This window comes from Trinickia terrae, assembly GCF_005144415.1.
GTDB lineage: Bacteria > Pseudomonadota > Gammaproteobacteria > Burkholderiales > Burkholderiaceae > Trinickia_A > Trinickia_A terrae.
Map to the genome: position 1 here is coordinate 14257 of NZ_SWJE01000026.1, position 23897 is coordinate 38153.

Annotated in this window: 18 protein-coding genes; 9 read left to right on the plus strand and 9 right to left on the minus strand. The window is 64.3% G+C overall.

Translation table 11 applies throughout. The annotated features are described in order from the left end of the window. The first annotated feature begins 225 nt into the window (after window positions 1-225). Together FAZ69_RS31335 and ppk2 are read left to right on the plus strand one after the other, a co-directional pair. Window positions 226-639 (plus strand): VOC family protein, encoded by a 414-nt coding sequence (locus FAZ69_RS31335; protein WP_136899075.1) that lies wholly within the window; start codon window positions 226-228, stop codon window positions 637-639. 99 nt (window positions 640-738) lie between these two features. Continuing rightward, window positions 739-1662 (plus strand): polyphosphate kinase 2, encoded by a 924-nt coding sequence (gene ppk2 / locus FAZ69_RS31340; RefSeq protein WP_136899077.1) that lies wholly within the window; start codon window positions 739-741, stop codon window positions 1660-1662. Window positions 1663-1753: 91 nt separating this feature from the next. Here the strand turns inward: ppk2 and FAZ69_RS31345 are convergent, their stop codons facing one another. Continuing rightward, complete coding sequence (locus FAZ69_RS31345; protein WP_136899079.1) at window positions 1754-3340, minus strand: inorganic phosphate transporter; 1587 nt, start codon at window positions 3338-3340, stop codon at window positions 1754-1756. Between the two features lie 336 nt (window positions 3341-3676). On the opposite strand from FAZ69_RS31345, the gene FAZ69_RS31350 reads away from it, so the two are divergent. After that, window positions 3677-4942 (plus strand): NRAMP family divalent metal transporter, encoded by a 1266-nt coding sequence (locus tag FAZ69_RS31350; RefSeq protein WP_136899080.1) that lies wholly within the window; start codon window positions 3677-3679, stop codon window positions 4940-4942. Between the two features lie 85 nt (window positions 4943-5027). Continuing rightward, window positions 5028-5969, plus strand: a complete 942-nt coding sequence (locus FAZ69_RS31355) for a LysR substrate-binding domain-containing protein (protein ID WP_136899082.1) — start codon at window positions 5028-5030, stop codon at window positions 5967-5969. Window positions 5970-6019: 50 nt separating this feature from the next. Here FAZ69_RS31355 and FAZ69_RS31360 read toward each other — a convergent pair whose 3' ends face one another. From FAZ69_RS31360 to FAZ69_RS31375, 4 genes are all read right to left on the minus strand, one after another. Then, complete coding sequence (locus tag FAZ69_RS31360) at window positions 6020-6688, minus strand: O-methyltransferase (RefSeq protein ID WP_136899084.1); 669 nt, start codon at window positions 6686-6688, stop codon at window positions 6020-6022. Window positions 6689-6776: 88 nt separating this feature from the next. Further along, window positions 6777-8216, minus strand: coding sequence for an FAD/NAD(P)-binding protein (locus FAZ69_RS31365; protein ID WP_136899086.1), 1440 nt, complete (start codon window positions 8214-8216; stop codon window positions 6777-6779). Window positions 8217-8224: 8 nt separating this feature from the next. After that, complete coding sequence (locus FAZ69_RS31370; protein WP_136899088.1) at window positions 8225-11560, minus strand: 3-keto-5-aminohexanoate cleavage protein; 3336 nt, start codon at window positions 11558-11560, stop codon at window positions 8225-8227. A gap of 116 nt (window positions 11561-11676) precedes the next feature. After that, window positions 11677-12564: a DMT family transporter gene (locus tag FAZ69_RS31375; protein ID WP_169708830.1), complete on the minus strand. Its 888-nt coding sequence runs from the start codon at window positions 12562-12564 to the stop codon at window positions 11677-11679. A gap of 759 nt (window positions 12565-13323) precedes the next feature. Here FAZ69_RS31375 and aldA point away from each other — a divergent pair. From aldA to FAZ69_RS31395, 4 genes are read left to right on the plus strand one after another with little or no spacing between them, the layout of a single operon-like run. Continuing rightward, complete coding sequence (gene aldA, locus FAZ69_RS31380) at window positions 13324-14748, plus strand: aldehyde dehydrogenase (RefSeq protein WP_136899092.1); 1425 nt, start codon at window positions 13324-13326, stop codon at window positions 14746-14748. Window positions 14749-14769: 21 nt separating this feature from the next. After that, window positions 14770-16071 carry an MFS transporter gene (locus FAZ69_RS31385; RefSeq protein ID WP_136899094.1) on the plus strand — a complete coding sequence of 434 codons (1302 nt, stop codon included), beginning with the start codon at window positions 14770-14772 and terminating at the stop codon, window positions 16069-16071. Then, the gene (locus tag FAZ69_RS31390) at window positions 16068-17285 is read left to right on the plus strand and encodes a mandelate racemase/muconate lactonizing enzyme family protein (RefSeq protein WP_136899096.1); all 1218 of its coding nucleotides are present in this window, start codon (window positions 16068-16070) and stop codon (window positions 17283-17285) included. Before FAZ69_RS31385 ends, FAZ69_RS31390 begins: the two co-directional genes overlap by 4 nt. A 42-nt stretch (window positions 17286-17327) precedes the next feature. Then, complete coding sequence (locus FAZ69_RS31395; protein WP_136899098.1) at window positions 17328-19001, plus strand: GMC family oxidoreductase; 1674 nt, start codon at window positions 17328-17330, stop codon at window positions 18999-19001. Window positions 19002-19078: 77 nt separating this feature from the next. Here the strand turns inward: FAZ69_RS31395 and FAZ69_RS31400 are convergent, their stop codons facing one another. The 4 genes from FAZ69_RS31400 to FAZ69_RS33500 form a co-directional block, all read right to left on the minus strand. Beyond that, window positions 19079-19681 carry an IMPACT family protein gene (locus tag FAZ69_RS31400; protein ID WP_136899100.1) on the minus strand — a complete coding sequence of 201 codons (603 nt, stop codon included), beginning with the start codon at window positions 19679-19681 and terminating at the stop codon, window positions 19079-19081. Between the two features lie 459 nt (window positions 19682-20140). Further along, window positions 20141-21337, minus strand: a complete 1197-nt coding sequence (locus FAZ69_RS31405; protein WP_136899102.1) for a hypothetical protein — start codon at window positions 21335-21337, stop codon at window positions 20141-20143. Between the two features lie 166 nt (window positions 21338-21503). Continuing rightward, on the minus strand, window positions 21504-22160 hold the full coding sequence (locus tag FAZ69_RS31410; protein WP_136899104.1) for a glutathione S-transferase family protein: 657 nt from the start codon (window positions 22158-22160) through the stop codon (window positions 21504-21506). 11 nt (window positions 22161-22171) lie between these two features. Then, complete coding sequence (locus FAZ69_RS33500) at window positions 22172-22330, minus strand: hypothetical protein (protein WP_169708831.1); 159 nt, start codon at window positions 22328-22330, stop codon at window positions 22172-22174. Between the two features lie 186 nt (window positions 22331-22516). Here FAZ69_RS33500 and FAZ69_RS31415 point away from each other — a divergent pair, with 186 nt between their 5' ends. After that, window positions 22517-23833 (plus strand): polyhydroxyalkanoate depolymerase, encoded by a 1317-nt coding sequence (locus FAZ69_RS31415; protein ID WP_136899106.1) that lies wholly within the window; start codon window positions 22517-22519, stop codon window positions 23831-23833. The last annotated feature ends 64 nt before the right edge of the window (window positions 23834-23897 follow it).

Below are 23897 nucleotides of genomic sequence, written 5' to 3' on the forward strand. Positions count from 1 at the left end.
TGACGCTCCTGAGGGGATGAGGCCCGCAAATGCGGGGCGGCCGGCGCATTTTCAAGACGTGGACCGAAAGCCGCGGCCGGCTCGCCGAGGGCTGCCTGGTGGTGGGAAGGGTTCAGCGCCGGATCGCGAGCACTAGAATCTGTGGATGACAGGCGGCGCACGCAAGCCGCGCCGCCCCCGTGACGAACTCGTTTTGTTCCACGACACTTGACGACAAACGCTGCGATGGTAACGAATCCGCCCCCTGCGCCGCCCGAGCCCGTCATCGGACGCCTGAGCGCCATCACGCTCGTGACGCGCGACATGGCGGCTGCCGTGCGCTTTTATGAAGCGCTCGGTTTTCAACGCAAATATGGCGGGCCGCAGGCGCCGTTTACATCATTCGAGTTCGGGTCGTCGTTCCTGAACCTGAGCGCGGAGGCGGGATCGCGGGGCGGGCCGCGCCCCGGCTGGGGACGCACGATCGTCTACGTATCGGACGTCGACGCGATGTACCGCAAGGCGCTGGCCGCGGGCTTGACGCCCGAATTCGCGCCGTCGGACGCGCCCTGGGGCGAGCGCTATTTCCACATCGTCGATCCGGACGGGCACGAGCTGAGCCTTGCGAAGCCTTTGAACCAGCCCCCGTCGCCGATGTAAGCAGACCTTGCTGATCCACGAACAAAAGTAATACGGTTGACACTGTGAACTTCGATAATCAGCGATTGCGCCATTCATTTGCCGTAGAGGAGAGAAGCGATGAACGAGAAGGAAGCCAGCGCCGACGCGCTCAACGAAGAACGCCAGCGCCGTTTCGAAGAGGACCTGATCGACGCCTACGACGAAGAGCTCGAGATGGAGGTCGACGATCGCAGTCTCGACGGCGAGGGGGTGTTCTCCCTGGAAGCGCGGCATGCGCGCAAGGTCTACTTCCGCGAGCTGTTCCGCATGCAGGGCGAGCTCGTGAAGCTGCAGGACTGGGTGGTGAGCACCGGCCACCGGCTCGTCGTGATCTTCGAAGGGCGGGACGCCGCGGGCAAGGGCGGCGCGATCAAGCGCATCACGCAGCGCCTGAATCCGCGCGTCTGCCGCGTCGCCGCGCTGCCCGCGCCGAACAACCGCGAGCGCACGCAGTGGTACTTCCAGCGCTACGTCGCGCACCTGCCGGCAGGCGGCGAAATCGTGCTGTTCGACCGCAGCTGGTACAACCGCGCGGGCGTCGAGCGCGTGATGAACTTCTGCACCGATGCCGAGTATGAAGAGTTCTTCCGCTCGGTTCCGGAGTTCGAGAAGATGCTGGTGCGAAGCGGCATCCAGATCATCAAGTACTGGTTCTCGATCACCGACGAAGAGCAGGAAGTGCGCTTCCAGAGCCGCATCCTCGATCCGCTCAAGCAATGGAAGCTGAGCCCGATGGACCTCGAAAGCCGGCGCCGCTGGGAGGATTACACGGCGGTGAAGGAAGTGATGCTGCAGCGCTCGCATATTCCCGAGGCGCCGTGGTGGGTCGTGCAGGCCGTCGACAAGAAGCGCGCTCGCCTGAACTGCATGCACCACCTGCTGAGCCAAGTGCCGTACACCGACGTCGAGCATCCGACGGTGAAGCTGCCCGCCCGCGTGCATCATCCCGATTACCTGCGTCAGCCGGTGCCGGGCGAGATGATCGTGCCGGAGATCTATTGAAGCATTGAAGTATTGAAGTATTGAAGCGCCAAAAACGAACCGGCCGTCCCGCTAGGGGACGGCCGGTTCGTTTTTCAGCAAGCCCGTCAGATCAGAACAACTGCCGGAACACCCAGTAAAGCGCGCCAGAGAGCGCGATTGACGCCGGCAGCGTCAGCACCCACGCGAGCACGAGGCTGCGCACGGTGCTCCATTGCAGGCCGGAGCCGTTGGCCGCCATCGTGCCGGCGACGCCGGAGGCGAGCACGTGCGTGGTCGAGACCGGCAGGCCCCAGGCGTCGGCCATGCCGATCGTCGCCATCGCCACCGCTTCGGCGGAGGCGCCTTGCCCGTAGGTCAGGTGCTGCTTGCCGATCTTCTCGCCGACGGTCACGACGATGCGCTTCCAGCCGACCATCGTGCCGAGGCCGAGCGCGATCGCGACGGCCACCTTCACCCAGGTCGGGATGAACTTCGTGGCGTGGTCGATCTGGCTCCTGTAGTTGTCGATGGCCTTCTTGTCGTCCGGTGCGAACGCGACGGCCTTCGACTTCTCGATCAGCCGGATCGCTTCCGACGTGACGTACATGTTGTTGCGGACGTTGTCGACGATGTTTTGCGGCACCGCGGCCATCGAGCCCGATTGATGGACCTGCTCGCCGATGATGTCGGTGACCTGCTTGAGCGCGGGCATCGTTTCGGGGGCCAGCTGACGCGTGCGCACGTACTTTTCGACTTCGGCGCGCGGATCGGCGACGGACGGCGCGCCGTTCGTGTACTTGGCGAGCGTCGCGGACGCATGCTGCGCCACGGCGATGAAGGTCTCGGTTTCCGCGGGCGTCACGGCCTTGTTGAGCGCGTAGGCGGTCGGCACCGTGCCGATCAGGATCAGCATGATGAGACCCATGCCCTTTTGGCCGTCGTTCGAGCCGTGCGCGAACGACACGCCCGTGCAGGTCAGGATCAACAGCGCGCGAATCCAGAAGGGAGGCGGCTTGTCCTTCACCGGCTCCTGATAGAGCTTCGGCACGCGCACGAGCGCTTTGAGCACGAGCAGCAGCAGCGCCGAGAGCAGGAAGCCGACCATCGGCGAGAACAGCAGCGCCTTGCCGACGCCCGACGCCTGTCCCCAATCGACGCCGCTCGTGCCAGACGGCCCGTGAATCAGCTGATTCATCAGGCCGACGCCGATGATCGAGCCGACGAGCGTATGCGAGCTCGACGACGGCAGGCCGAAGAACCACGTGCCGAGGTTCCAGATGATCGCGGCGATCAAGAGCGCGAACACCATCGCGAAGCCCGCGCCGCTGCCGACCTGCAGGATCAGCTCTACGGGCAGCAACTGCAGGATGCCGAACGCCACGGCGCCGGACGAGACGAGCACGCCAAGGAAATTCCACGCGCCCGACCAGACCACCGCGAGATGCGGTTCGAGTGAATGCGTGTAGATGACGGTTGCCACGGCGTTGGCCGTGTCGTGAAAGCCGTTGACGAATTCGAAGCCGAGGGCGATGAGCAGTGCGACGGCGAGAAGCAGGTAGGGTAGCGTGGAGCCTAGCTTGACGGGTTGCAGGTCGGTGGCGATGTGGGTGGCGACGTAGATGGCGCCGGCCGCGATGATTAGTAAAAAGATGGCGAAACTGATGTTGCGTCCGCGTCCTGTCAACGAGCTCGTCTGAGGATAGGAGAGGTCTGGCATGGCCGGCTCCGTGGTCGCGAGACTTGCCATGCTACTGCGCAAGTCTCGCGTGGATGATGAAGGATTTGTGTCGCTTTTCTTACAAGCTTGGTGATGCGAAATAAATAGCGCGGGCTATTTGATATGAATAAATTTGAAAATCGGGAGTCGGGCAAAGAGGCTCGCGGCGGGATTGCGCGGGTACGCAAACTGGATAGTTCATGCGGATCGTGCATGCCTCGCGATTATTTGAACGTCGGCGTGTTTCATCGCCGTGACGGGCATTATCTTTAAAAGTAAGTCTAATCTGCAAGCGGTATTCTTTGACTTTTCTCAAATCAGCTATTGAAGGATTGAATGGATCAATTCCGGCTTGCCGCCAAACGTTTGCCCGTGCTTCGCTCAATTGCCGTGTGGGGCCCCGGGCTCCTCGTGATGCTGGCCGACACCGACGCCGGCAACGTCGTCACGGCCGCGCAGGCCGGCGCGCAATGGGGCTATCGGCTGCTGCCGCTGCTCATGCTTCTGGCGCCGTTCCTCTATATGGTCCAGGAGCTGGCGGTGCGGCTCGGCATCTACACCGGCCGTGGGCACGGCGAGCTGATACGCGAGCACTTCGGCGCCGGATGGGCGTGGCTATCGGTCGCGGGGCTCGCGGTGGCGACCGCCGGCACGCTCGTCACCGAGTTCACGGCCGTGGCGGGGATCGGCGAGATGTTCGGCGTGTCGCGCTCGCTCACGCTGCCTGCCGCCGCGCTTGCGCTTCTCGCTGTCGTCGCGACCGGATCGTACCGGCGCATCGAGCGGACCGCGCTCGCGATCGGTCTCTTCGAGCTGGCATTCTTCGCGGTCGCCTGGGCGACGCATCCCGATTGGCGTGTGTTCGCCGCCGATGTCGCCGATCTGCCGCTCGGCAACCGCGAGTTCCTGTATCTGACAGCGGCGCTGATCGGCGCCGTGTTCAATCCGTGGATGGTGTTCTACCAGCAGGCGGCCGTCGCCGACAAAGGGCTGACGCCCTCCGACTGCCAGGCCGAGCGCTGGGATACGGCCGCGGGCGCCCTGCTGACGCAGGCGCTGACGGGGGCGGTGCTCGTCGCCGCGGCGGCGACGCTGGGCGGCGCGCACGGCGCGAACGGGATGCGCGGCTCGCTCGACAGCGTCGGCGAGATCGGCGCGGCGCTTGCACCGGTGCTCGGCGCGCAGTGGGGGCGCGCCGTGTTCGGCGCCGGCGTGCTCGGCGCGGCGATGGTGGCGGCGATCGTCGCGTCGCTGGCGCTCGCCTGGGGGATCGGCGAGGTCGCCGGTTTCCGGCGCTCGCTCGAATACCGGCCGCAGCAGGCGCCGTGGTTCTACGGCGTCTATCTGGTGGCGGTGGCCGGCAGCGCCGCGCTCGTCTGGGGGGCGCCCGATCTCGTCTGGCTCAATATCGCGGCGCAGGTCGTCAATGCCTTCCTGCTGCCGCTCGTGCTCGGCTTGCTGATCGCGCTCGCCGTGAAGGCGCTGCCCGAAGCCGCGCGCCTCTCGCGTCCGTACCGATGGATACTGGCCGCGGCGACCTCCGTCCTCTGCGCGGTGGGCTGGTTCGGCGCGATGTGGGGGTGGATCTGCGGCGTAAAATGAGCGCCCCGTTTGAGTCATCCGGCATATTCGCCATGCCGGTGACCCTTCCGATCCTTGTCATTGGGCCCGCGACTTGAAACGAAAAATGCCCGCGCTGAACGCGCTCAAAGCCTTCGAGGTGGCCGGCCGCACCGGCAGCTTCACGCGTGCGGCCGAACTGCTGAACGTGACGCAAAGCGCAGTCAGCCGCCAGGTCCGGCAGTTGGAAGAGCAGCTCGAGGAGACGCTCCTCGAGCGCCGCCATCACCGGCTCGAGCTGACCGCCGCGGGCCGCCTGCTGCTGCAGGCGCTGCAGCAGTCGTTCGACAAGATCGAGCTGACGGTGCGCAGCATCCAGGAGAAGACGCACTTCAACCGCCTGCGCGTGAATGCGCCGCCCACCTTTACGAGCCGCTGGCTGATGCCGCGCCTCGGCCGGCTGCGCGAGCAGCATCCGGAGCTCGAAATCAGCCTCACGACACGCACGCAGGACAGCCTCGCCGAATCGAGCGTGCTCGACTGCGCGATCCGCTTCGGCAACGGCGAGTGGGAGGGGCTCGACAACGTGCTCCTGATGCACGAGCGGCATATCGCCGTCTGCGCGCCGGCGCTCCTCGTGCGGCGGCAGGACGAGGAAAGCATCGACCTGAACCGCTTCACGCTCCTGCATGTGCTCGCGAGCGACGACCAGCGCTACCTGACCTGGCAGCACTGGCTGAAGGCGGCGGGCATCGAGGGCGTCGATACGCGGGGCGGCTACGAGTTCGACTTGCTCGACCACGCGATCCGCGCGGCGGTCGACGGCCTCGGCATCACGATCGCGGATCGCAACATGGTGGCGCGCGAGCTCGCGAGCGGGCAGCTGACGCAGGTGCTCAACGTGCACGTCGACGGCCACCAGTCCTATTGGCTCGTGACGCGCCCCGAGCAGACCGCGCTGCCGCATCTCGTCCAGTTCAAGGAGTGGCTGCAGCACGAAGTCTGGCTCGCGGGACGCAACCAGGAGCCGTCCTCGCCGTCGCGCGAGCCGCTGCAGGCGCGTCTTTGAGACGAGCACGGAAGAAGTGCCCCAGGGCCTGTTATTGGTGTGAACAGGCCCTAGGCGGACACGACCGTGACGGAGAATCCGTCCCAGCCTTTGGCGCCGACCGTCTGCACGGCGGTCGTATCGAGGCGCGGGTTCGCCCCGAGCAATTCGAAATACTGCCGGACGCCGACGACGTCCGGATCGTGATTGCCGGGGTCGGCGACGCGACCCTTGCGGACGACGTTGTCGCCGATGATCACGGTGCCCGGGCGCGACAACTTGAGCGAAAGCTGCAGATAGGCAGGGTTGCTTTCCTTGTCCGCATCGATGAACACCAGATCGAACGGCTCCGTTTCGGCCTCGATGAGGCGCTCGAGGCTCTGCACGGCGGTCCCGACGACCACCGAGACGACCTTCGACAAGCCAGCCGATTCGATATTCCGGCGCGCCAGCTCGGCGTACTCGGCATTCGACTCCAGGGAGATCAGCGTGCCGTCGGACGGTAGCGCCCTGGCGAGCCAGATGGTGCTGTATCCGCCCAGCGTGCCGATTTCGAGAATCCGCCTGGCGTTCTTGATCCTGGCGAACAGGTGCAGGAGCTTGCCTTGATTGGGCGCGACGTTGATGGTGGGCAGGCCGGCCTCCTCGCTGGATTTCAAGGTGGCGTCGAGCGCCGCGTCGGAGGGCACCAGTGCGCCGGAAAAATAGCTGTCGACGGCGTTCCATTGTTCTTGGCTCATGAATCGTCCTTTCAGGTGGGTTGAAAACGTGGGCAAGCCGGCTGGAGGCGCCGGCCTGCGCGATTCGCGACGAGGCTGCCGTACGCGCTCAGGCCGCGGCCTCGACTCGCAGTTCCTCCGTGCTCGCGGCGAGCGAGTGCGTCAGGTCGGCGGCAATGACCTTGGCATGGATCGAGAGACGCTCCAGCGCTGATACGTAGAAAACGCGTCCGCGGCTCAATTGGCCGATGACATAGACGTTCGACAAGGGCCGGATCCGATGGGTCGCCGGATCGCATTCGATGCCGCCGAACTCGCAGCGCGCCACGATCCGGCTGCGCAGCAGGTTGTCCAGCAGCGGCGAATCGATCTCGCGCACGTCAGCCGGCGTGCCGCTCGCATCGATCAAATAATCGACGGTGACGTGCGCGTCGCGCATGGCCACGGTCAGGGTGCCGTCCGGCTCGGGCGTTGCGCCTCGATAGCCGCCGTGAATGCGCAGCGAGCCTTCGCGCAGCATCCTCGCGATTGTTCTGGCGTTCGACGGCGGCATCGGATGGCGGTAGCTCATCCACAAGCCCTGGTACTTGCGCAGGAAGAGGCGTTTGTGGAATGGGCTCAGCCGCAGCCAATACGCGTCGATGAAATGCTTGGTTTCGTCGAGCAGCGCGTGCCAGAGGCGCGGTGCGCCTGCCTGTTCGAGTTCTCGCTCGAGCCGCGCGGCCTCGTCTTTTTCCGTGACGAATCCCGCGTATTCGGCGCTCGCGCCGGCGGCGTCCAGATACTCGCGTATCGCGCGCACGAAGGCGCGCAGCGACGACTCCGCCGGGGGGCGCGCCACGGGCAGCTCATGCTCGGGGAGCCGCTTGCCGCGCACGAGCGGAAGGCGGCCCGAGCCCGAGAACATTGCAACCTGGCGGACCCCTTGTTCGTGCAGCAGCAGCGCGATGTCGACGGCGGTCAGCTTGCTGCCGACAATGCCAACCCGCGCATCGGGCGGAATGGCGCGCACCGCATCGAGGGCGTGATACGGATTGGCAATGTACCGCCGGCCGCCCGCCACACGCTCGCGTTTGCGCAGATGCCCCATGGCGAGCACGACGCGGTCGACGGTGTAGGTTTGCGTCGCGCCGAACAGCAGGTACTCGTTCCCGCGGACCTGCATGTCGCCGATTTCATCGCGCACGACTTCATGGCGGATACGCAGTGCCCGCAGTTTGGCGAGCGACGCCTCGAGGACGTCCGCCAGATACCCGCCCATATGCGTCCGCTCCACGTAGTCCGTCGCGTCGACCCGGCCAGGAAACCGATGCGAGAGCCAATCGATGAATTCATCCGGGCGCTCGGGATGGGCGCCCAGCAGCGACGCCTGCATGTTCAGGATGAAGCGCTCATCATTGAACGCGCGGCCGTAGGGCACGCCCGCCCCGAGCTCCTTCTGGTTCTCGAACATCAGGATCTCGACAGGGCTGCCTTCCGACAGGCGGTCGGCAATGGCGCGCAGCACCAGCGTTCCGCTGCTGCCCAATCCAACAATCGCGATACGCATGGGGCACCTCACGCGAAAGACAGGGAGTCGGCCGAACGGCCCGTTGCGGTTGCCGCCTCGCCGGCAGCGTCAGGCCCGCTGCGCAATTCGCGCAGCACCGAGGTCGCACCGGCCTCCGCCGGCGCATGGTAGACGACCGACAGCCAGTGCCTCAGCCAGCGCGGGGTTCCTTCCAGGTAGCGGCGAATCGAATGGCCGTCGTGCTGACGGGCAGCATCGTCCATCAGGAAGACGCCGGTCAGCCGGGCGACCGTCTTGCCGTGCACGCCGGTGTGCCAGACGATCCCCGCATGGTCGTAGCGGTAGCTGCCTTCCGGCACGAGCCCGCTGCGTGAGCGCTGCAGCGTGCGCCGCAGCGCGTCGAGCGGCTCGCCCGCCGCGAGCAGATAGTCGGCGGTAGTGGTGCCGGCAAGGCTGCGCACGTCGTTGAACGCCGTGACGTCGAGCACCGGCGTGCCAGGCCAGTCGAGGCGGACGTCGGAGGCCGAAGCGAAGGAAACGACGATGGCGCGGTCGAACACGGCCCGCAATTCGTCTTCGTCAAAACCGAGCCGCTGCGCGTCGAGGCGCGTCAGGACGTCGAGCTGCTGCGCCGTCGAAATGCCTGAGCTGTGCGCGAGCAGCTTCAGGAACGTGAGCCTGCCGATCGAGCTGTTGTCGATGCGGCGCGCGCGGCTGCCGTCGGTATAGAGCGGGAAGCCGTCGCCGTCGCGCGCGGCCAGTTGCGATTCGGTGTAGGCGAGCTCGCGCGGCCGGTCCACGAGCCGCGGCAGCAGAAGCCGTTCGTACACGACCCGGGCCGTATGGCCGTGGAACGTGCCGGTGGCGTCGGCATTCAGGGCGAAGCGGTTGTATAGCATGCTGGCCTCCACCACGGTTTCGCCGTCGAGCTGCCGTCCCGTGTGCGTGATGCCGACAAGACGCAGCGCGGCATGGCGGGTCGGACGATGGGAGCCGGGCAGCGAAGCGTCGCGAACGATCTGGTCCAGGAAGCCGTGGAAGGTATTGGCAAGCCCCTGCGACAGCTTCAGGCCCAGCGGATAGTGCGTCGTCGGCGTGCTCGGCAGCACGATCCATTCGATGCCGGCCGCCACGGCCGGCAGTTCGCGCGCGGCGACCACCTGGCGGATGGGGCGCTCCGGCTGCCCGTTGGGGTCCGCCGCGCTGATGATCGACCAGACCGGTCCCGGCGCCTTCTGATGCGCGTTCGAACGTGCGCGGAGCTCGAGCGTCAGTTCGCGGATCGCGTGAAACAGCAGCGCCATCGTCGCGCTGTAGTGCGGGTCGCCGCGCAACTGCCGGTTGAATACGTGGGTGCGGTCGCTGTTGTAGCGGCACGGGATCGACGCCAGGTATTCGAGGCCGCGCAGCGGCAGCGACTTGAACTGGTCAGCGCGGATGCGGTAGCTCGCGGTCTCGCGGCTGACCGTTTCCCCGGGGCGTGCGTAACAGGCGAGCGCGTCGTCGTAGCGTGCGGTGGAGTGGCCGCGTTGCGCGAGGATCTCGCGGGCGAAGTTCAGGGCCTGGGGCGCATAAATGTCGCTGAAGACGAGATGCTCGTGATCGCTATAGCGGTCCTGCTCTTCGATGAAGAAACGGATGTTGACCCCGAGTACGCGAGCGGTTTCGCGCACCGCCGCGGCGAGCGCCGCAGGGTCTGTCGGCAGGGACGCCGCGGCCGAGAGCAGTTCTGCTGCGAAACGGTCTTCCAACTGCCGGTAAGCGTCGAGAACGGACGATAGCGCGGCGACGAGCGGTGCCGCGCTCGGCAGGGCCTGCGCATTTGCGGCAAGCGGCACATAGGGCGACAACGCTTTGGTTGTCTTCCGGAACAGCGCGATTTCGGCTCGCGCCATGCCGAGCTCGTCGCGCAGCGCTTCCGGATCGAGAATTGCGATGCCTCGGCACTCCAGCTCGAGCCGCAGCGCCCGTACCTGATCGCCCGTGCCGCATGCCCGCCTGATCCCTCCTGGGACGCGCGGATCGAATACGTTGAGCGCATCTTCGAGGCCGACGCGAACACCGTCGAGATCGAGCGCCAAGGCGAGGCCGACCAGAATGGCGTGGAATGCGCCGGGCAGCAGGATCGAAATTCTCGACGACGGAAAATGCTCGCGCAGCTTCTCGACCGTGGGCCGCAGCGCATCGGCGGCGATCCGCACGGCGGCGGCCGCCGATTCGGCGTCGCCGCTTTGCAGCAGCGTGGCAATCTGCTTGCGCGACGCCACGTCGATGAGCGAATCGTCGTCGAGCTCGCCGCTGACAGCATCGCGCCGATGCTGGTCGACGGCGGCGACCAGCATGAACAGCACCGGCACGCCGCTTTTCTGCAGGGCGTCCCGATAGATGCTCGTCGCGTTCTCGACGATCGTGTGGTTGAACACTTCGATTTCCGGCCGGACGCCGATCTTCATGAAGTGTTCGAGCTGCTGGACGAGAAAGCCGTGCGGATTGTCATAGCCGCCGCCGCTCTGGAACACCACGGGACCGGGGCTGAACGAGGCGACGTCGGGGTGCGCGAGGGCGGGACCGTAGTGCTTCAGGTGGGCGCGGCGCAGCGGGCTCTCCGACGCGCTCTTGTTGCCGCGGGCGCTGGTCGACAGGTTGAGGATGGCGGCCGGCTCGAGGTCGCGCAGCGACGTGACGATGTGCTCGTAGTCGTCCAGGACGATCTGGTTGCGCTGCGCCCCGGTCGAGATGGGGGCGCCGAGACCAGGGATCTCGAGCTGCCCGCGGTCGTCGTTCGCGCGGGTGTGGAAATGAACCACTGCGGCGCCCTCGACGAGCGACCTGCGGGCATCGTCCACGATTTGTTCCGCCGTGATCGGCAGATAAGGCGAGCGCCCTTTGCCCGGCTGCCAGTAGCCCGCTCCCCGGTATGCCCAGCCCGCCGCAACGAGTGCGTCGAGAATCGTCGCATCCGCATTCCGGATCTGTTGCACGAGTTCCGGCGGCAGATAGCTGTTCACGCGCGCGTGCGGCCACGACAGGTTGCCGTTGTCATCGACGAGCCAGCCGAACGTCGTCAACTGGAGCACGACCTGCCGGGCCACGCCGACCGGTGCGATGCGCCAGAGCAGCTCGTGCGGGACGACGGGTGGTGCGCCGTGCGGCTCGATGGCGGCGACGTCGTCGGGCGTGGCGGCAAAGCCGCGCTGCAGGGCGATTCCGCCTTCATCGGCGGCTTCCCAGCCTTCCTCGCGCAGTGTCTTCAAGATCGCTGCGCGCAGATCCTCGTCCAAGCAATCGAGCAAGGAGGCCGGCACGAAGACGGGGGAGAGCGGGTCCAGAAACTTCGGCACCGCGCCCACGGGAGCTGCGGTGATGTAAAGCGCTTTGGTCATGGCATTCCTATTGTCTGGGCGAGACGGCGCCGCCGGACGGGCGAAGACCCGCCGGCACACTGGTGCCGTTCCTCTGATGATCGGAAGAAGACGCTTGGCTTAAGGCAACAACGGATTTATTCGGGCGCGGCGCCGCGGCGCCAGGTGCTCACGGCTTCGGCCAGCACGGCAGTCAACACGAGCGAGGCGCCCAAGAGAACATTGGCGGTCAGCGCTTCGTGCACCAGCCCCCACGCGAGCAGCAGGCCACCGACCACTTGCAGCGCGGCGAGGATATCGACGGTGGCCGTCGTCAGGTGACGCTTGACCAGAATCCGCAGCGTGTGCGGAATGGCAGTGAAGAAAATGCCCAGTGCCAGTACGCCGAGCCACACGGTAAGGGGGACCTCGGCCAGGTTCAGCCCCGCGCAACTGGGCGCGAACACGAGGGCGGCGATCGTGGTCTGCCACCCCATGATCGCGAGTCCGTCGCTTCTGGCGACGAGCTTGCGACTCAGGATGTTGCGCACGCTGAACAGCAAAGCGGATAGCAGGGCGAGACCGATCCCCGCGAGCATGTCCCCGCTACCGCCGGGGGCCGGCCGCAGGCACGCTACCCCGGCTGTCACGAGAATCGCTGAGACGACCTGCCGCCGCTGGGGGCGGCCGCCGAAGAATACGGGCTCCAGCAGACTCGTCATCATCGGATAGGTGAAAAGCGCGATCAGCACGAGGTTGACGTCGGTTTTCTTGTACGCCATGAACAGCGTGGCGAAATGCCCGGCCAGCAAAAGCCCGCAGATGACCGTGTTCAAGCGGTCTGCCTTGTCGAGGCGGCGCCTGGTCAGGAGGCAAATGAGGTGGAGGGCCAGCGCCGCTATTAGGCTGCGACCTACGACAAGCGGCAGCGGGGCGAAATTCACCAGCTTGACAATCGGCCCGATAAACCCCTGGGAGAGGCCGGCGAGGCTCATCAGTATCAGGCTGACCCGTCGTGCGTAATCCGATCCCGGTAGCGGATTCATCGTTCCTTGGTCGGCCATTGCGGCGTGCGAACCCGCTCCAAATGACACCTCTGGGTGTCGCCTCATAGGTTTATTCCTTTTGATTGAACTGAGTGTCGTAATGCTTGGTTTAAGGTGTTTGATTAAATGTCTTCTAATTCGAGGAGCGCTGATTCTAGGGCAATGCAATGCGAATGCAAAGCGATATATGAGAAATTGATATTCACGAGACTGAAGTTAGCTTTGAGCGGAAATGCACTATCGATGCGTGGAATGGAAAGAGCTCGGAGGTTGGCTGGGTGTGATTCTCGGCAAGGATTGCGGGGCGTGGCTTTCAAGGGGGTGTGGGTGAGTTCCGGGTGGCATGCTTATTCATTTTGATTGTTTCTGGTGAGTGCTTTTGGAAAGAATTCGTAATCTCGATGCCAGCCGGCTGGATTGAATTGCCTTGGGGTCGGAATTATCTGCCGAATTATCTGACCGGCATAATTCAGTGGAAATTAATTCCTTTTCGAGTTTCCATTTTTCGGCGCGGCTTGCCGCCTTTCAATGCCCATCGGGCTTCCCTGGGTAACGTGAGTTTTTCGAATGTTTCCCCGTCGAAATACTCGCTTGCTGCGCCTGCCCGCGCCGCCAAGAATTCCGCCATCTCCGCGTATGGGGCGTTTTGCTACGCGCATTAAGTTCTTGCACCGGCAGCGCCGCTTTCATAGCGCCGACTGATTACGTATTTGGCGCCGCTCGCGAGCGGCATCGCGTCCCTCCACTTTGGCAATGACTATGCGAGTCGATCGAAACTACATCAACGGTCAGTTCACCGAGCCCGCCAGCGCCGCGCGCATCGCGGTCTACAACCCGGCGACCGAAGCGCAGATCGCCGAGATCTCCGCAGCCACCCGGGCCGAAGCGATCGCCGCCGTGGAAGCGGCTGCCGCTGCCCAGAAGCGCTGGCGCAAGCTGCCGGCCGCCGAGCGCGCCGCCTGCATGCACAAGCTCGCCGACGCACTGACCGAGCTCGCGCCGGAAATCGGCCGCGCGCTCGCAGCCGAGTCGGGCAAGAGCGTCGCCGACGCCACCAACGAGTCGATCTACGCCGGCCAGATCACCCGCTATCACGCCGAATGGGCGCGCCGCATCGAAGGCGAGATCATCCCGAGCGATACGCCCGACGAGAACCTGTTCCTGCAGCGCGAGCCGATCGGCGTCGTTGCCTGCCTGATTCCGTTCAACTACCCCGTCTATACGCTGATGCGCAAGGTCGCGCCGGCGCTGATCGCGGGCAACACCGTGGTGGTGCGTCCGAGCAACAACACGCCGACCTCCGCGTTCGAGATCGCCAAGGCCGTGCACCGCGCCGGCTTCCCCGCGGGCGTCGTCAACATCGTGGCGATGGATCACGACACGGCCGAAGCCGTCTGCACGCATCCGGCGGTCGGCATGATCACGCTGACGGGCAGCGTCAACGCGGGCCGCAAGGTGCTCGACTACTGCAAGGCGAACATCGCGAAGCCGTCGCTGGAGCTGGGCGGCAAGACGCCGGCCATCATCGAGGCCGATGCCGATCTCGAGAAGGCCGCGCAGGCGCTGGTCGCCTCCAAGACCACGCATTGCGGCCAGCTGTGCACCGCGATCGAGCGCGTGTACGTGCAGGAGAGCGTCTATGAGCGCTTCGTCGCGCTGCTCAAGGCGAACATGAGCGCCGTGAAGTTCGGTGATCGCAGCGAGCATCCCGGGCGCATGGGGCCGCTCGTGAACGCCGCGTCGCGCGAGGGCGTTCATGCGATGGTCGAGCGCGCGGCGGCCGCGGGGGCGAAGGTCGAGACGGGCGGCGTGATGCCGGAAGGCAAGGGCTTCTTCTATCCGCCGACGCTGCTCACGAACGTGCGCCAGGACATGGAGATCGTCCAGGAAGAAACCTTCGGCCCGATCATGCCGGTGCTCAAGTACAGCACGATCGACGAGGCGATCGAGATGGCCAACGATCATCAGTTCGGCCTGTCGTCGGTGCTCTATACCGAGAACTACCGCACGGCGATGAAGGTCGCCAATGCGATCGAGGCGGGCGAGCTCTACGTGAACCGCACGCCGGCCGACCCGTATCAAGGCTTCCACGCGGGCTGGAAGCGCTCGGGCCTCGGCGGCGACGACGGCAAGCACGGCATGCTCGAATTCACGCAGACGCGTCTCGTCGTCATGAAGTATTGACCGGCGCCCAGGAGTGACTCGATGTCAGACAGTGACGTATCGCAAGCGATAGCCGTAGGCGGCGCGCAGAGCACGCGCGCTCAACGTTATGTGCAGCTGATGCTGCTGGTCGTCGCGGCGGGGGCGATCTATCCGATTCTGTATCTGCGTCAGGTGTACCAGACGACGATGCTGGAGGTGTTCGCGATCAACGATAGCCAGCTCGGCTATCTGTATTCGTCGCTGGGCACGCTGTTTCTCGTGAGCTACCTGCCGAGCGGCTGGCTCGCCGACCGCATCGCGCCGCGCTTCCTGATCTGCTTCTCGTTGATCGCGACAGGCGCGCTCGGCGTCTGGTATGCGACTGTGCCGTCGTATCCGATGCTGATGGTGATCTACTGCGGCTGGGGCATCACCACGGGGCTGACGTTCTGGGCCGCCGTCATCAAGCGCGTGAACATGATCGCTCACGACGAGCAGGGCCGCTTCTTCGGCTTCCTCGACGGCGGACGCGGCCTGATCGAAGCGCTCCTGGCGACGATCGCGATCAGCCTGTTCGCGTACGTGGCGAACACGCGCGGCGAAGGGGTGGCCACCGGCTTCAAGCTCGTCGTGCACATGTACGCGTTCATCTGCATCGGCTTGGGCGTGCTGCTCGCGCTCGTGAAGGACCCGGAGTCGCATGGCTCGGGCACGGCGAAGCGCAAGCGCGGCGGCAACGTGCTGACCGATCTCAAGCAGCTCGCGTCGATTCCCGAACTGTGGCTCGTCACCGCGATCGTGTTCTGCGGCTACCAGGTGTTCTGGGCGACCTACAGCTTCTCCGCGTATCTGCAGGAAGGCGGCTTCGGGCTCTCGGCGGTGGCGGCCGGCACGATCACGACGCTCAAGCTCTGGATGCGGCCGGTCGGCGGCATCGGCGGCGGCTTTCTCGGCGACCGCTTCTCGAAGGTCGACATCCTGGTTTTCGCGCTCGTGTTCGCGGCGCTTTCGCTCGTCACGCTGATCGTGTCGCCGGGCTTTCATAACAACGTGTCGCTGGTGTTCCTCGTGCTCTTCATCGGCGTGCTGACCTATGCGATCCGCGGACTCTACTGGGCGCTCCTCGACGATTGCAACGTGCCGCCGCATATCGCCGGTCTCGCGATCGGCCTGATCTCGGTGCTCGGCTATTCGCCCGACGCGTTCCTGCCGCTCTTGAACGGCTACCTCACGCAGAACTTCCCGGGCGCGCTCGGATATCAGATTTATTTCGGCTACGTGGCATGCATGGCGCTGCTCGGCGCAGTCGCCGCGCTCGTCTTGCGAAGCAGGCTCAACAACGGACAAGGTGTGAAGAAATGAAGGTCGTCTCGCTTGAAACGCATGTCGTCGCTGTTCCGCCGCCGCACGTGGGCGGCATGTACTGGATCTTCGTCAAGCTGAAGACCGATTGCGGCATCGAAGGCGTCGGCGAAATCTACTCGGCGACGTTCCATCCCAAGGCGATGGCGCCCGTCATCGAAGACGTGTTCCAGCGCTATCTGCTCGACCACGATCCGCACCGCGTCGAGCGGCTGTTTCGCGAGACCTATTCGAGCGGCTTCACGCAGCGCCCCGATCTCACGATGATGGGCGTGACGAGCGGCCTCGAGATGGCCTGCTGGGACATCATCGGCAAGGCGGCGGGCAAGCCTGTCTACGAGCTGCTGGGCGGCCTCGTGCATGAGAAGCTGCGTTCGTACACGTACCTGTATCCGAAGAATTCTAAAGGCGAATACGACTACGACGATCCGGATCTCGCCGCCGAATGCGCGGCGCAGAACGTGAAGAAAGGCTTCACCGCCGTCAAGTTCGACCCCGCCGGTCCCTACACGGCGTACTCGGGCCATCAGCTTTCGCTCGACGTGCTCGATCGTTGCGAAACGTTCTGCCGCAAGGTGCGCGAGGCCGTGGGCAGCAAGGCCGACATCCTGTTCGGCACGCACGGGCAGATGGTGCCGTCATCGGCGATCCGCCTCGCCAAGCGCCTCGAGAAATACGATCCGCTCTGGTTCGAAGAGCCGGTGCCGCCGGGGCAGCCCGGCGCGATGGCCGAAGTCGCGAAGCACACGAGCATTCCGATCTCGGCCGGCGAGCGCCTGACGACCAAGTACGAATTCCACAAGCTGCTCGAAGCGGGCGGCGCGTCGATCATCCAGCTGAACGTGGCGCGCGTGGGCGGCCTGCTCGAGGCGAAGAAGGTGGCGACGCTCGCGGAGGTCTACTACGCGCAGATCGCACCGCACCTCTACAACGGGCCGGTCGGCGCAGCAGCGAGCATCCAGCTTGCCGCCTGCACGCCGAACTTCCTGATTCAGGAAAGCATCATGACGTGGGGCGGTTTCCACGCTGAAGTCGTGAAGACGCCGATTCGCTGGGAACAGGGCTACATCATTCCGTCGAAGGAGCCGGGCCTCGGCATCGAGCTGAACATGGACGTGGTGAAGATGCACAGCCCGTACACGGGCGAGCGCCTGCACCTGCAAATGGCGTCGAAGCCGCAGGACGTCAAGGACTTTTCGCCGGCCAAGGGCTGAGCGCCGCGCATCGAGACTGACCTTCGAATAGGGCATGCTGAAATGAAATACGACTACATCATCGTCGGCGCGGGATCCGCGGGCTGCATCCTGGCCAATCGCCTGACCGAATCCGGCAAGTACACCGTGCTGCTCGTCGAAGCGGGCGGCGAGGACAGCTCGTTCTGGTTCAAGGTCCCGGTGGGCTTCACGAAGACCTACTACAACGAGACCTACAACTGGATGTACTACAGCGAGCCCGAGAAGGAGCTCGGCAACCGCTCGATCTATTGCCCGCGCGGCAAGGTGCAGGGCGGCTCGGGCTCGATCAACGCGATGGTGTACGTGCGCGGCCAGCGTCACGATTTCGACGACTGGGCCGCTGCCGCGGACGATGCCGCCTGGTCGTACGAAGGCGTGCTGCCTTACTTCAGGAAGCTCGAATCGCACCCGCTCGGCAACACGAAGTACCACGGCGCGAACGGGCCGATCGCGATCACGTCGATGAAGGAAGGCGCGCATCCGATCGTGCATACCTTCCTGAAAGGCTGCGAGCAGCTCGGCTATCGCCGCAACGAGGACTTCAACGGCGAGACGATCGAAGGCGCCGGCATCTACGACTTGAACACGAAGAATGGGCAGCGCGCGTCGAGCAGCTTCATGTATCTGCATCCGGCGCTGAGCCGGCCGAACCTCACGGTCGAGCGCGAGGCGCTCGTCACGCGCGTGCTGTTCGACGAGAGCAAGCGCGCGGTCGGCATCACGCTCACGCAATCGGGCAAGACGCGCGAGTTCAGCGCGAGCCGGGAAGTCATCATGGCTGCGGGCGCGGTCGATACGCCGAAGCTGCTGCAGCTGTCGGGCGTCGGCGGCAAGGCGCTGCTCGCGAAGTGCGATGTGCCGCTCGTGCATGAGTTGCCGGCTGTCGGCCGGAACCTCCAGGACCACTTCTGCGTGAGCTTCTATTTCCGCGCCAACTGCAAGACGCTGAACGACGAGATGCGCCCGCTCCTCGGCAAGCTGAAGATCGGCCTGCAATACCTGCTGACGCACAAAGGGCCGCTTTCGATGAGCGTGAACCAGGGCGGAGGCTTCTTCAAGGGCGATGAATCGCTCGATCATCCGAACATCCAGCTCTATTTCAATCCGCTCTCGTACCGGATTCCGCAGAGCAGCAAGGCGAGCCTCGAGCCGGAACCGTACTCGGGCTTCCTGATCGCGTTCAACCCGTGCCGGCCGACGAGCCGCGGCTCGATCGAGATCGGCTCGAATCGCGCGGAAGATGCCGCGAAGATCCGCCTCAACGCGCTGACCACGCAGAAGGACATCGACGAGGCGATCCAGGGCTGCATGCTGATCCGCAAGCTGATGACCGCACAGGCGTTGAAGGAGATCACGATCGAGGAGATCTCGCCCGGCCCGCAGTACAGGACCGATGCGGACATGCTCAAGTATTTCCGCGAGAACTCGGGCTCGATCTATCACCTGTGCGGCTCGTGCACGATGGGCGACGATGCAACGACGTCGGTCGTCGATGCGCGCCTGAAGGTGCATGGCATGCAGGGATTGCGGATCGTCGACGCGTCGGTGTTCCCGAACGTGACGTCGGGGAACATCAATGCGGCGACGATGATGGTTGCGGAGAAGGGTGCGGAGATGATTCTCGAAGATGCTCAGGCTGCGGGTGCGCGCGGCGGCGACGCTGCTCGCGCTGCGGAGGCGGTGCATTCGCATTGAGGCGGATGCAGCTGCTTTGGCGGCCCGCGCGAGCCCAGGCGGTTCGTGCGGGCCGTTTTTTCGTTTACGTCGCGGGATTACCGGGCGCCGCCATCGCTATCCGGAAACACGGCGCGCCCTTGCGTCAGATCGCGCAGCGCGTCGCGTGCAGCATCGATAAAAGTCGCGGGCATGCGGATCGCGAGGCGTACGTTCATCTCGTAGGCGCTATCGGTCAGCTCTGCGCCTTCCTGCTCGATCCAGCGCCGCACGCGCGCCTCGTCGGGGTAGCCGATCTCGACGGTAAGGCTTGCGAGCGCGATCCGCTCGACGCGCTGCGCGTTCAAGAGCGCGCTCGCGATCGCATCGGTATAGGCGCGCACGAGCCCCCCTGCGCCGAGCTTCACGCCGCCGTAGTAGCGCACGACGGCGGCGAGCACGCCGTCGAGGTCGTGATGGCGCAGCACTTCGAGTATCGGCCGCCCTGCTGTGCCCGACGGCTCGCCGTCGTCCGACATCCCCGATTGCCCGCCCGCGAGCAGCGCCCAGCAGACGTGCGTCGCGCTCGGATGGGCTTCGCGCAGACGGCGCAGCTCGTCCATCGCGGCATCGCGATCGGCGACAGGCAGCGCGTGCGCGATGAAGCGGCTTTTGCGGATTTCGAGTTCGCTGGATACGGCAGTTGCTAGAGTGTGACTCACGTTGATCGAGCTGTGTAAATCAATAAAATCAGTGGCTTAATTGCCGCTTTCCCATCGTCTTTGTATTGTTCCCGATGGATTGAATATGACATCGCGTGCCTGCGCCGCGCGGTGTCTTCGTTGCGACCGCCGCCTGATAGTCAGGCCTCTAATATTGTTTTCAAGGCGATTTCGCTGCTGGCGGAGCCGCATCATGCGTGATGTTGGGAGCGACAATGCCACCTAAAGGCACGCGGTTCGCTATGGGGGGAGCGGGGGCGCCCGCCAGGGGAGGGGCGAGTGGAGTTTCGCTTGCGTGACTAATGTGAGCGCAGTAAGGGGATACGTTCGGATTTTTTTTGCATTGATCGAAAAGACTGTCCTCAGCGTGAGAGATGCTGACGGAAAGGCCACATAAGCAGGATAGTGCCGCTAACGAAATCAGGATCTTCGGCTTCATTCTGGTCTCCGGAGTAAAAGTCAATTTTTGATCGACGGCAAAGTGATGGCTCGATATCCGATCACGACGGGCCGCTCGAATGTTTGTACCAAGGAAACGCCCGCTTCGCTTACTGCGCCAACACTGAAGGTGCCGCCCGGCGCCGTATGTCCGGCGGCAAGATGGCCAAGGGATTTCAATTGCGCATCCAATGAGGCATGTAGTGCCGCAAGATGATTGGCTGCAGTTTTTGCGTCATTGGGAGCGCTGCCCGGGTTCGGAGCCTCTGCAGACGATGACGGTGAAACAGGCCCCGCTTTGGATGTCTCGGGCGTTACATTGGAATTTTCCTGGATTCGATTTTCAAGGGATGCAATGGCTTTCGCCTGCGCTCCGATCGCCGACGATGTATCGAACGTGTATTCGATTGATCTTGTCAGGTAGAGTCGATAAACGATGGAGACCGCTGTTTTTGTCGGTGGCTTGTTGCGAAGCGATCCCAGGATTGCCGAAATGGTGCTTTGCCAGCAATCGATGGAACTGAATTTCTGAGGCGAGCAGAAGCTGTTTAGCTCGCCGAGCGCCACGCCTGCCGGCACGCCATAGGTTTCGGCCGCGCGGATGGTAATGGATTCAACCTGGTTCGAAGCGGTCGTTTCACCGAAAACCACGCTCATAAGTCGAGCAGGCAGGGACACGGCCGCGCTCTCGTCGAAGCTTCGGCTGACCGAAAAATTGGGCAGCGCGACAAGCGGAAGACGAACGAGGGTTCCGGCTTCCGAAAAGATATTGGGAGTCTTGCTGTTATTCGATTTGCAACCCGTACCGTCGCATTCCGTCCCGGCAGGCAACTGTTCCCAAACGCCATTTGGACTTGAAGGCGCAGGTCCAGTTTCAGGGAATACGGCTACTTTCGCATAGTAATTCATGAGTTCGCTCGTCATGGGAACGTATGCGATTTTCGCCGAGGCAAACAAACCGCCCTCGGGTAGCTCTCCGCTTTTCGGATCCAGATCTTCCGCGATGCCGAATATGTCTCCGACGTGAACGTCCTCGGTTGGCGGGTATACGGGATCGATATTGTAGGCATGCATGATCTCGGACCATTGCTTGACGATCCAATCCGCTCGTTGTTCCCGGTGGGTCCATCGTCCCCCTGCGAATCCCATCAACCCAACTACGGCAACGAGCACTAACCCGGCGCAAATTTTAATTGCGTAGCGAATGGAAGCGGACATATGGCGGCGTTCCCGATTTGGCTTCTAGTTATTATGCAACTCGTTTTTAATGCAGCTGGCGGGCCAGCATAGCATTGTTTATTGACTCGCCAAAGGGGCGGAAAGCCGACATGGCACCTGTGCGAATTCTTGATATCGATGCGGGGCCGATAGTCTAGGGCATACCCTAAAACTCCACATCCAGCTCATCGATCTCCTCCGTCTCCGCCTGCGCGGCTTCAATCCACGCCTTCATCTCCGGAAGCTCGACGATGCGCGCGCAGAATTGCGCGATCTCGCCGGAAAGCGGCACGTCGTAGGTGATGAAGCGCGTGACCACGGGCGCATACATCGCGTCCGCCTCGCACGCGTGCTCGCCGAACAAAAAGGGACCGCCGTAACGCGCGAGACAATCGCGCCAGATTTCCATCACGCGCTCGATATCCCCCTGCGCCCGCGACCACACCTTGAAGCCCGGAAAATGCGCCTTCAGGTTCATCGGCAGCGCGCCGCGCAACGCGCTGAAGCCGGAGTGCATCTCGCCGCAGATCGCGCGGCAATGGGCGCGCGCCGCGCGGTCCTCGGGCAGGAGGCCCGCTTGCGGGCAGACTTCGTTCAGGTACTCGGCGATCGCGAGCGTGTCCCAGACCTTGATGCCGTCGTGCTGCAGGCACGGCACCAGGATCGACGGCGAGAGCAGCAGGATCTCGGCGCGCACGCCGGGGGCGTCGATCGGTATGACGATTTCGTCGAACGGCAGGCCGCTGAATTTCGTCAGAAGCCATCCCCGCAGCGACCATGAAGAGTAGTTGCGGCTGCTGATGGTCAGAGTTGCTTTCGACATGTCGATGTCCCCTAATCCGGCGCGGCGAGCGAAAGGGCATGCACCGCGTTGAGGCGCCGATGCACCAATTCGTCGCTGTCGCGGGCGATTGGATCGATGCCTTGCGGTATGGCGCCGCCGTCGATCGCAAGAGATTCGCAATCGTCGCGAGGCAACGCTGCCTGCGCCATGCGCCTCACGCGAGGCGGCGCGCAATAGCCATGCCAGCAACGCATTTCCCGCGCACCGCGCGAAGCGGCCTGCGCGCCATCGCGCGATACTGTCCAGGCGCGGACGATGACGCGTGACGCGGTGCACAGTGGCATACGTATTGCGTCGTTTCGGCCTGCTTCTTTCCGGCTTCCGGCGGCGCGATCATGAATTGGCTAGCGTATCCGACCTACCAGGCAGTGTCCGACTTGACGCGTCCCGTCTCAGGCCTCGCCCGCATGACGGGCTCGCTCATCGACATCTGGCCGTCAGGCCTCGCTGCGCTCGACAGCGTGCGCTACTACAGCGCCGCTTGCGACGTGCTGACGCTCGCGACGCTCACGCACCGGCGTCCGCCGTTCGGTATCGCGAGCGTCGAAGTCGACGGACGCGATACCGCGGTGATCGAGGAGGTTGTCGCCGGCACGCCGTTCTGCTCGCTGCTGCGCTTCAAAAAGGATACGCCAGCGGTGCAGCCCCGGGTGCTGATGATTGCGCCGATGTCGGGCCACTTCGCGACGCTCCTGCGCGGTACGGTGCGCACGATGCTGCCGGAACACGACGTCTACATCACCGATTGGCACAACCCGCGCGACGTCTCGCTTACGCACGGGCGCTTCGGCTTCGCGGAGTTTGTGCGGCACATCATCGATTTTCTGGCGCACCTGGGCGAGGGCGCGCATGTGATGGCGATCTGTCAGCCGACGGTCGCCGCGCTCGCGGCCGTGTCGCTGATGGCCGAGGATCGCCATCCGGCGCAGCCTGCCAGCATGACGCTGATGGCCGGGCCGATCGATACGCGGATCAATCCGACGCGCGTCAACGAATTGGCGAAGAGCAAGCCGATCGAGTGGTTCGTCAAGAACCTGATCAGCGCGGTGCCGCCGGGCTTTGCGGGTGCTCATCGGCGCGTCTATCCAGGCTTCGTGCAATTGAGCGCGTTCATTTCGATGAACGCCGAGCGCCACGCGAATTCGATCGCCGACATGTTCCGCGAACGCGCGAAAGGCGACCCGCAAAAGGCCGAGGCGATCCGCGACTTCTACGAGGAATACTTCGCGACGATGGACCTCGCCGAGGAGTTCTATATCGAGACGGTCGCCACCGTGTTCCAGCAGCATGCGCTGCCGCTCGGCGAGCTGGAGGTGGACGGGCGGCTCGTCGATCCGTCGGTGATCCGGCGCACCGCGCTCCTGACGGTCGAAGGCGAAAAGGACGACATCTGCGCGATCGGCCAGACGCTCGCCGCGCAGGACCTGTGCTCGCGCCTGCGGCCGTATCTGAAGACGCACCACGTGCAGACCGGCGTCGGACACTACGGCGTCTTCAACGGCAAGCGCTGGGAGCGGCAGATCTATCCGCTCGTGCGCGCCGTGATTCACGACAACGAGGCGGCGCCGACGCTCTCCGCGCGTGCGCAGCCCGCGCCGCCGGCGAGCGACGACGGCTCGCACGCCTCGGCAGCCGCGTCGTTGCCGAACTAGCGCCGGCCGGCGCGCGCCGAATCCTTACCAAATTCCAGAGGTCATCCTCTATTGGCGAGCCGCC

What these genes read in the sequence shown, in the direction of transcription:
- FAZ69_RS31410 (WP_136899104.1), bottom strand. Translation starts at nt 22,160, where the DNA reads ATGTCGAAAGCAACTCTGACCATCAGCAGCCGCAACTACTCTTCATGG.
- FAZ69_RS31405 (WP_136899102.1), bottom strand. Translation starts at nt 21,337, where the DNA reads ATGTCCGCTTCCATTCGCTACGCAATTAAAATTTGCGCCGGGTTAGTG.
- FAZ69_RS31345 (WP_136899079.1), bottom strand. Translation starts at nt 3,340, where the DNA reads ATGCCAGACCTCTCCTATCCTCAGACGAGCTCGTTGACAGGACGCGGA.
- FAZ69_RS31395 (WP_136899098.1), top strand. Translation starts at nt 17,328, where the DNA reads ATGAAATACGACTACATCATCGTCGGCGCGGGATCCGCGGGCTGCATC.
- ppk2 (WP_136899077.1), top strand. Translation starts at nt 739, where the DNA reads ATGAACGAGAAGGAAGCCAGCGCCGACGCGCTCAACGAAGAACGCCAG.
- FAZ69_RS31375 (WP_169708830.1), bottom strand. Translation starts at nt 12,564, where the DNA reads ATGAATCCGCTACCGGGATCGGATTACGCACGACGGGTCAGCCTGATA.
- FAZ69_RS31335 (WP_136899075.1), top strand. Translation starts at nt 226, where the DNA reads ATGGTAACGAATCCGCCCCCTGCGCCGCCCGAGCCCGTCATCGGACGC.
- FAZ69_RS31355 (WP_136899082.1), top strand. Translation starts at nt 5,028, where the DNA reads ATGCCCGCGCTGAACGCGCTCAAAGCCTTCGAGGTGGCCGGCCGCACC.
- FAZ69_RS31385 (WP_136899094.1), top strand. Translation starts at nt 14,770, where the DNA reads ATGTCAGACAGTGACGTATCGCAAGCGATAGCCGTAGGCGGCGCGCAG.
- FAZ69_RS31415 (WP_136899106.1), top strand. Translation starts at nt 22,517, where the DNA reads ATGAATTGGCTAGCGTATCCGACCTACCAGGCAGTGTCCGACTTGACG.
- FAZ69_RS31350 (WP_136899080.1), top strand. Translation starts at nt 3,677, where the DNA reads ATGGATCAATTCCGGCTTGCCGCCAAACGTTTGCCCGTGCTTCGCTCA.
- FAZ69_RS31365 (WP_136899086.1), bottom strand. Translation starts at nt 8,216, where the DNA reads ATGCGTATCGCGATTGTTGGATTGGGCAGCAGCGGAACGCTGGTGCTG.
- FAZ69_RS31360 (WP_136899084.1), bottom strand. Translation starts at nt 6,688, where the DNA reads ATGAGCCAAGAACAATGGAACGCCGTCGACAGCTATTTTTCCGGCGCA.
- FAZ69_RS31370 (WP_136899088.1), bottom strand. Translation starts at nt 11,560, where the DNA reads ATGACCAAAGCGCTTTACATCACCGCAGCTCCCGTGGGCGCGGTGCCG.
- FAZ69_RS31390 (WP_136899096.1), top strand. Translation starts at nt 16,068, where the DNA reads ATGAAGGTCGTCTCGCTTGAAACGCATGTCGTCGCTGTTCCGCCGCCG.
- aldA (WP_136899092.1), top strand. Translation starts at nt 13,324, where the DNA reads ATGCGAGTCGATCGAAACTACATCAACGGTCAGTTCACCGAGCCCGCC.
- FAZ69_RS33500 (WP_169708831.1), bottom strand. Translation starts at nt 22,330, where the DNA reads ATGGCGCAGGCAGCGTTGCCTCGCGACGATTGCGAATCTCTTGCGATC.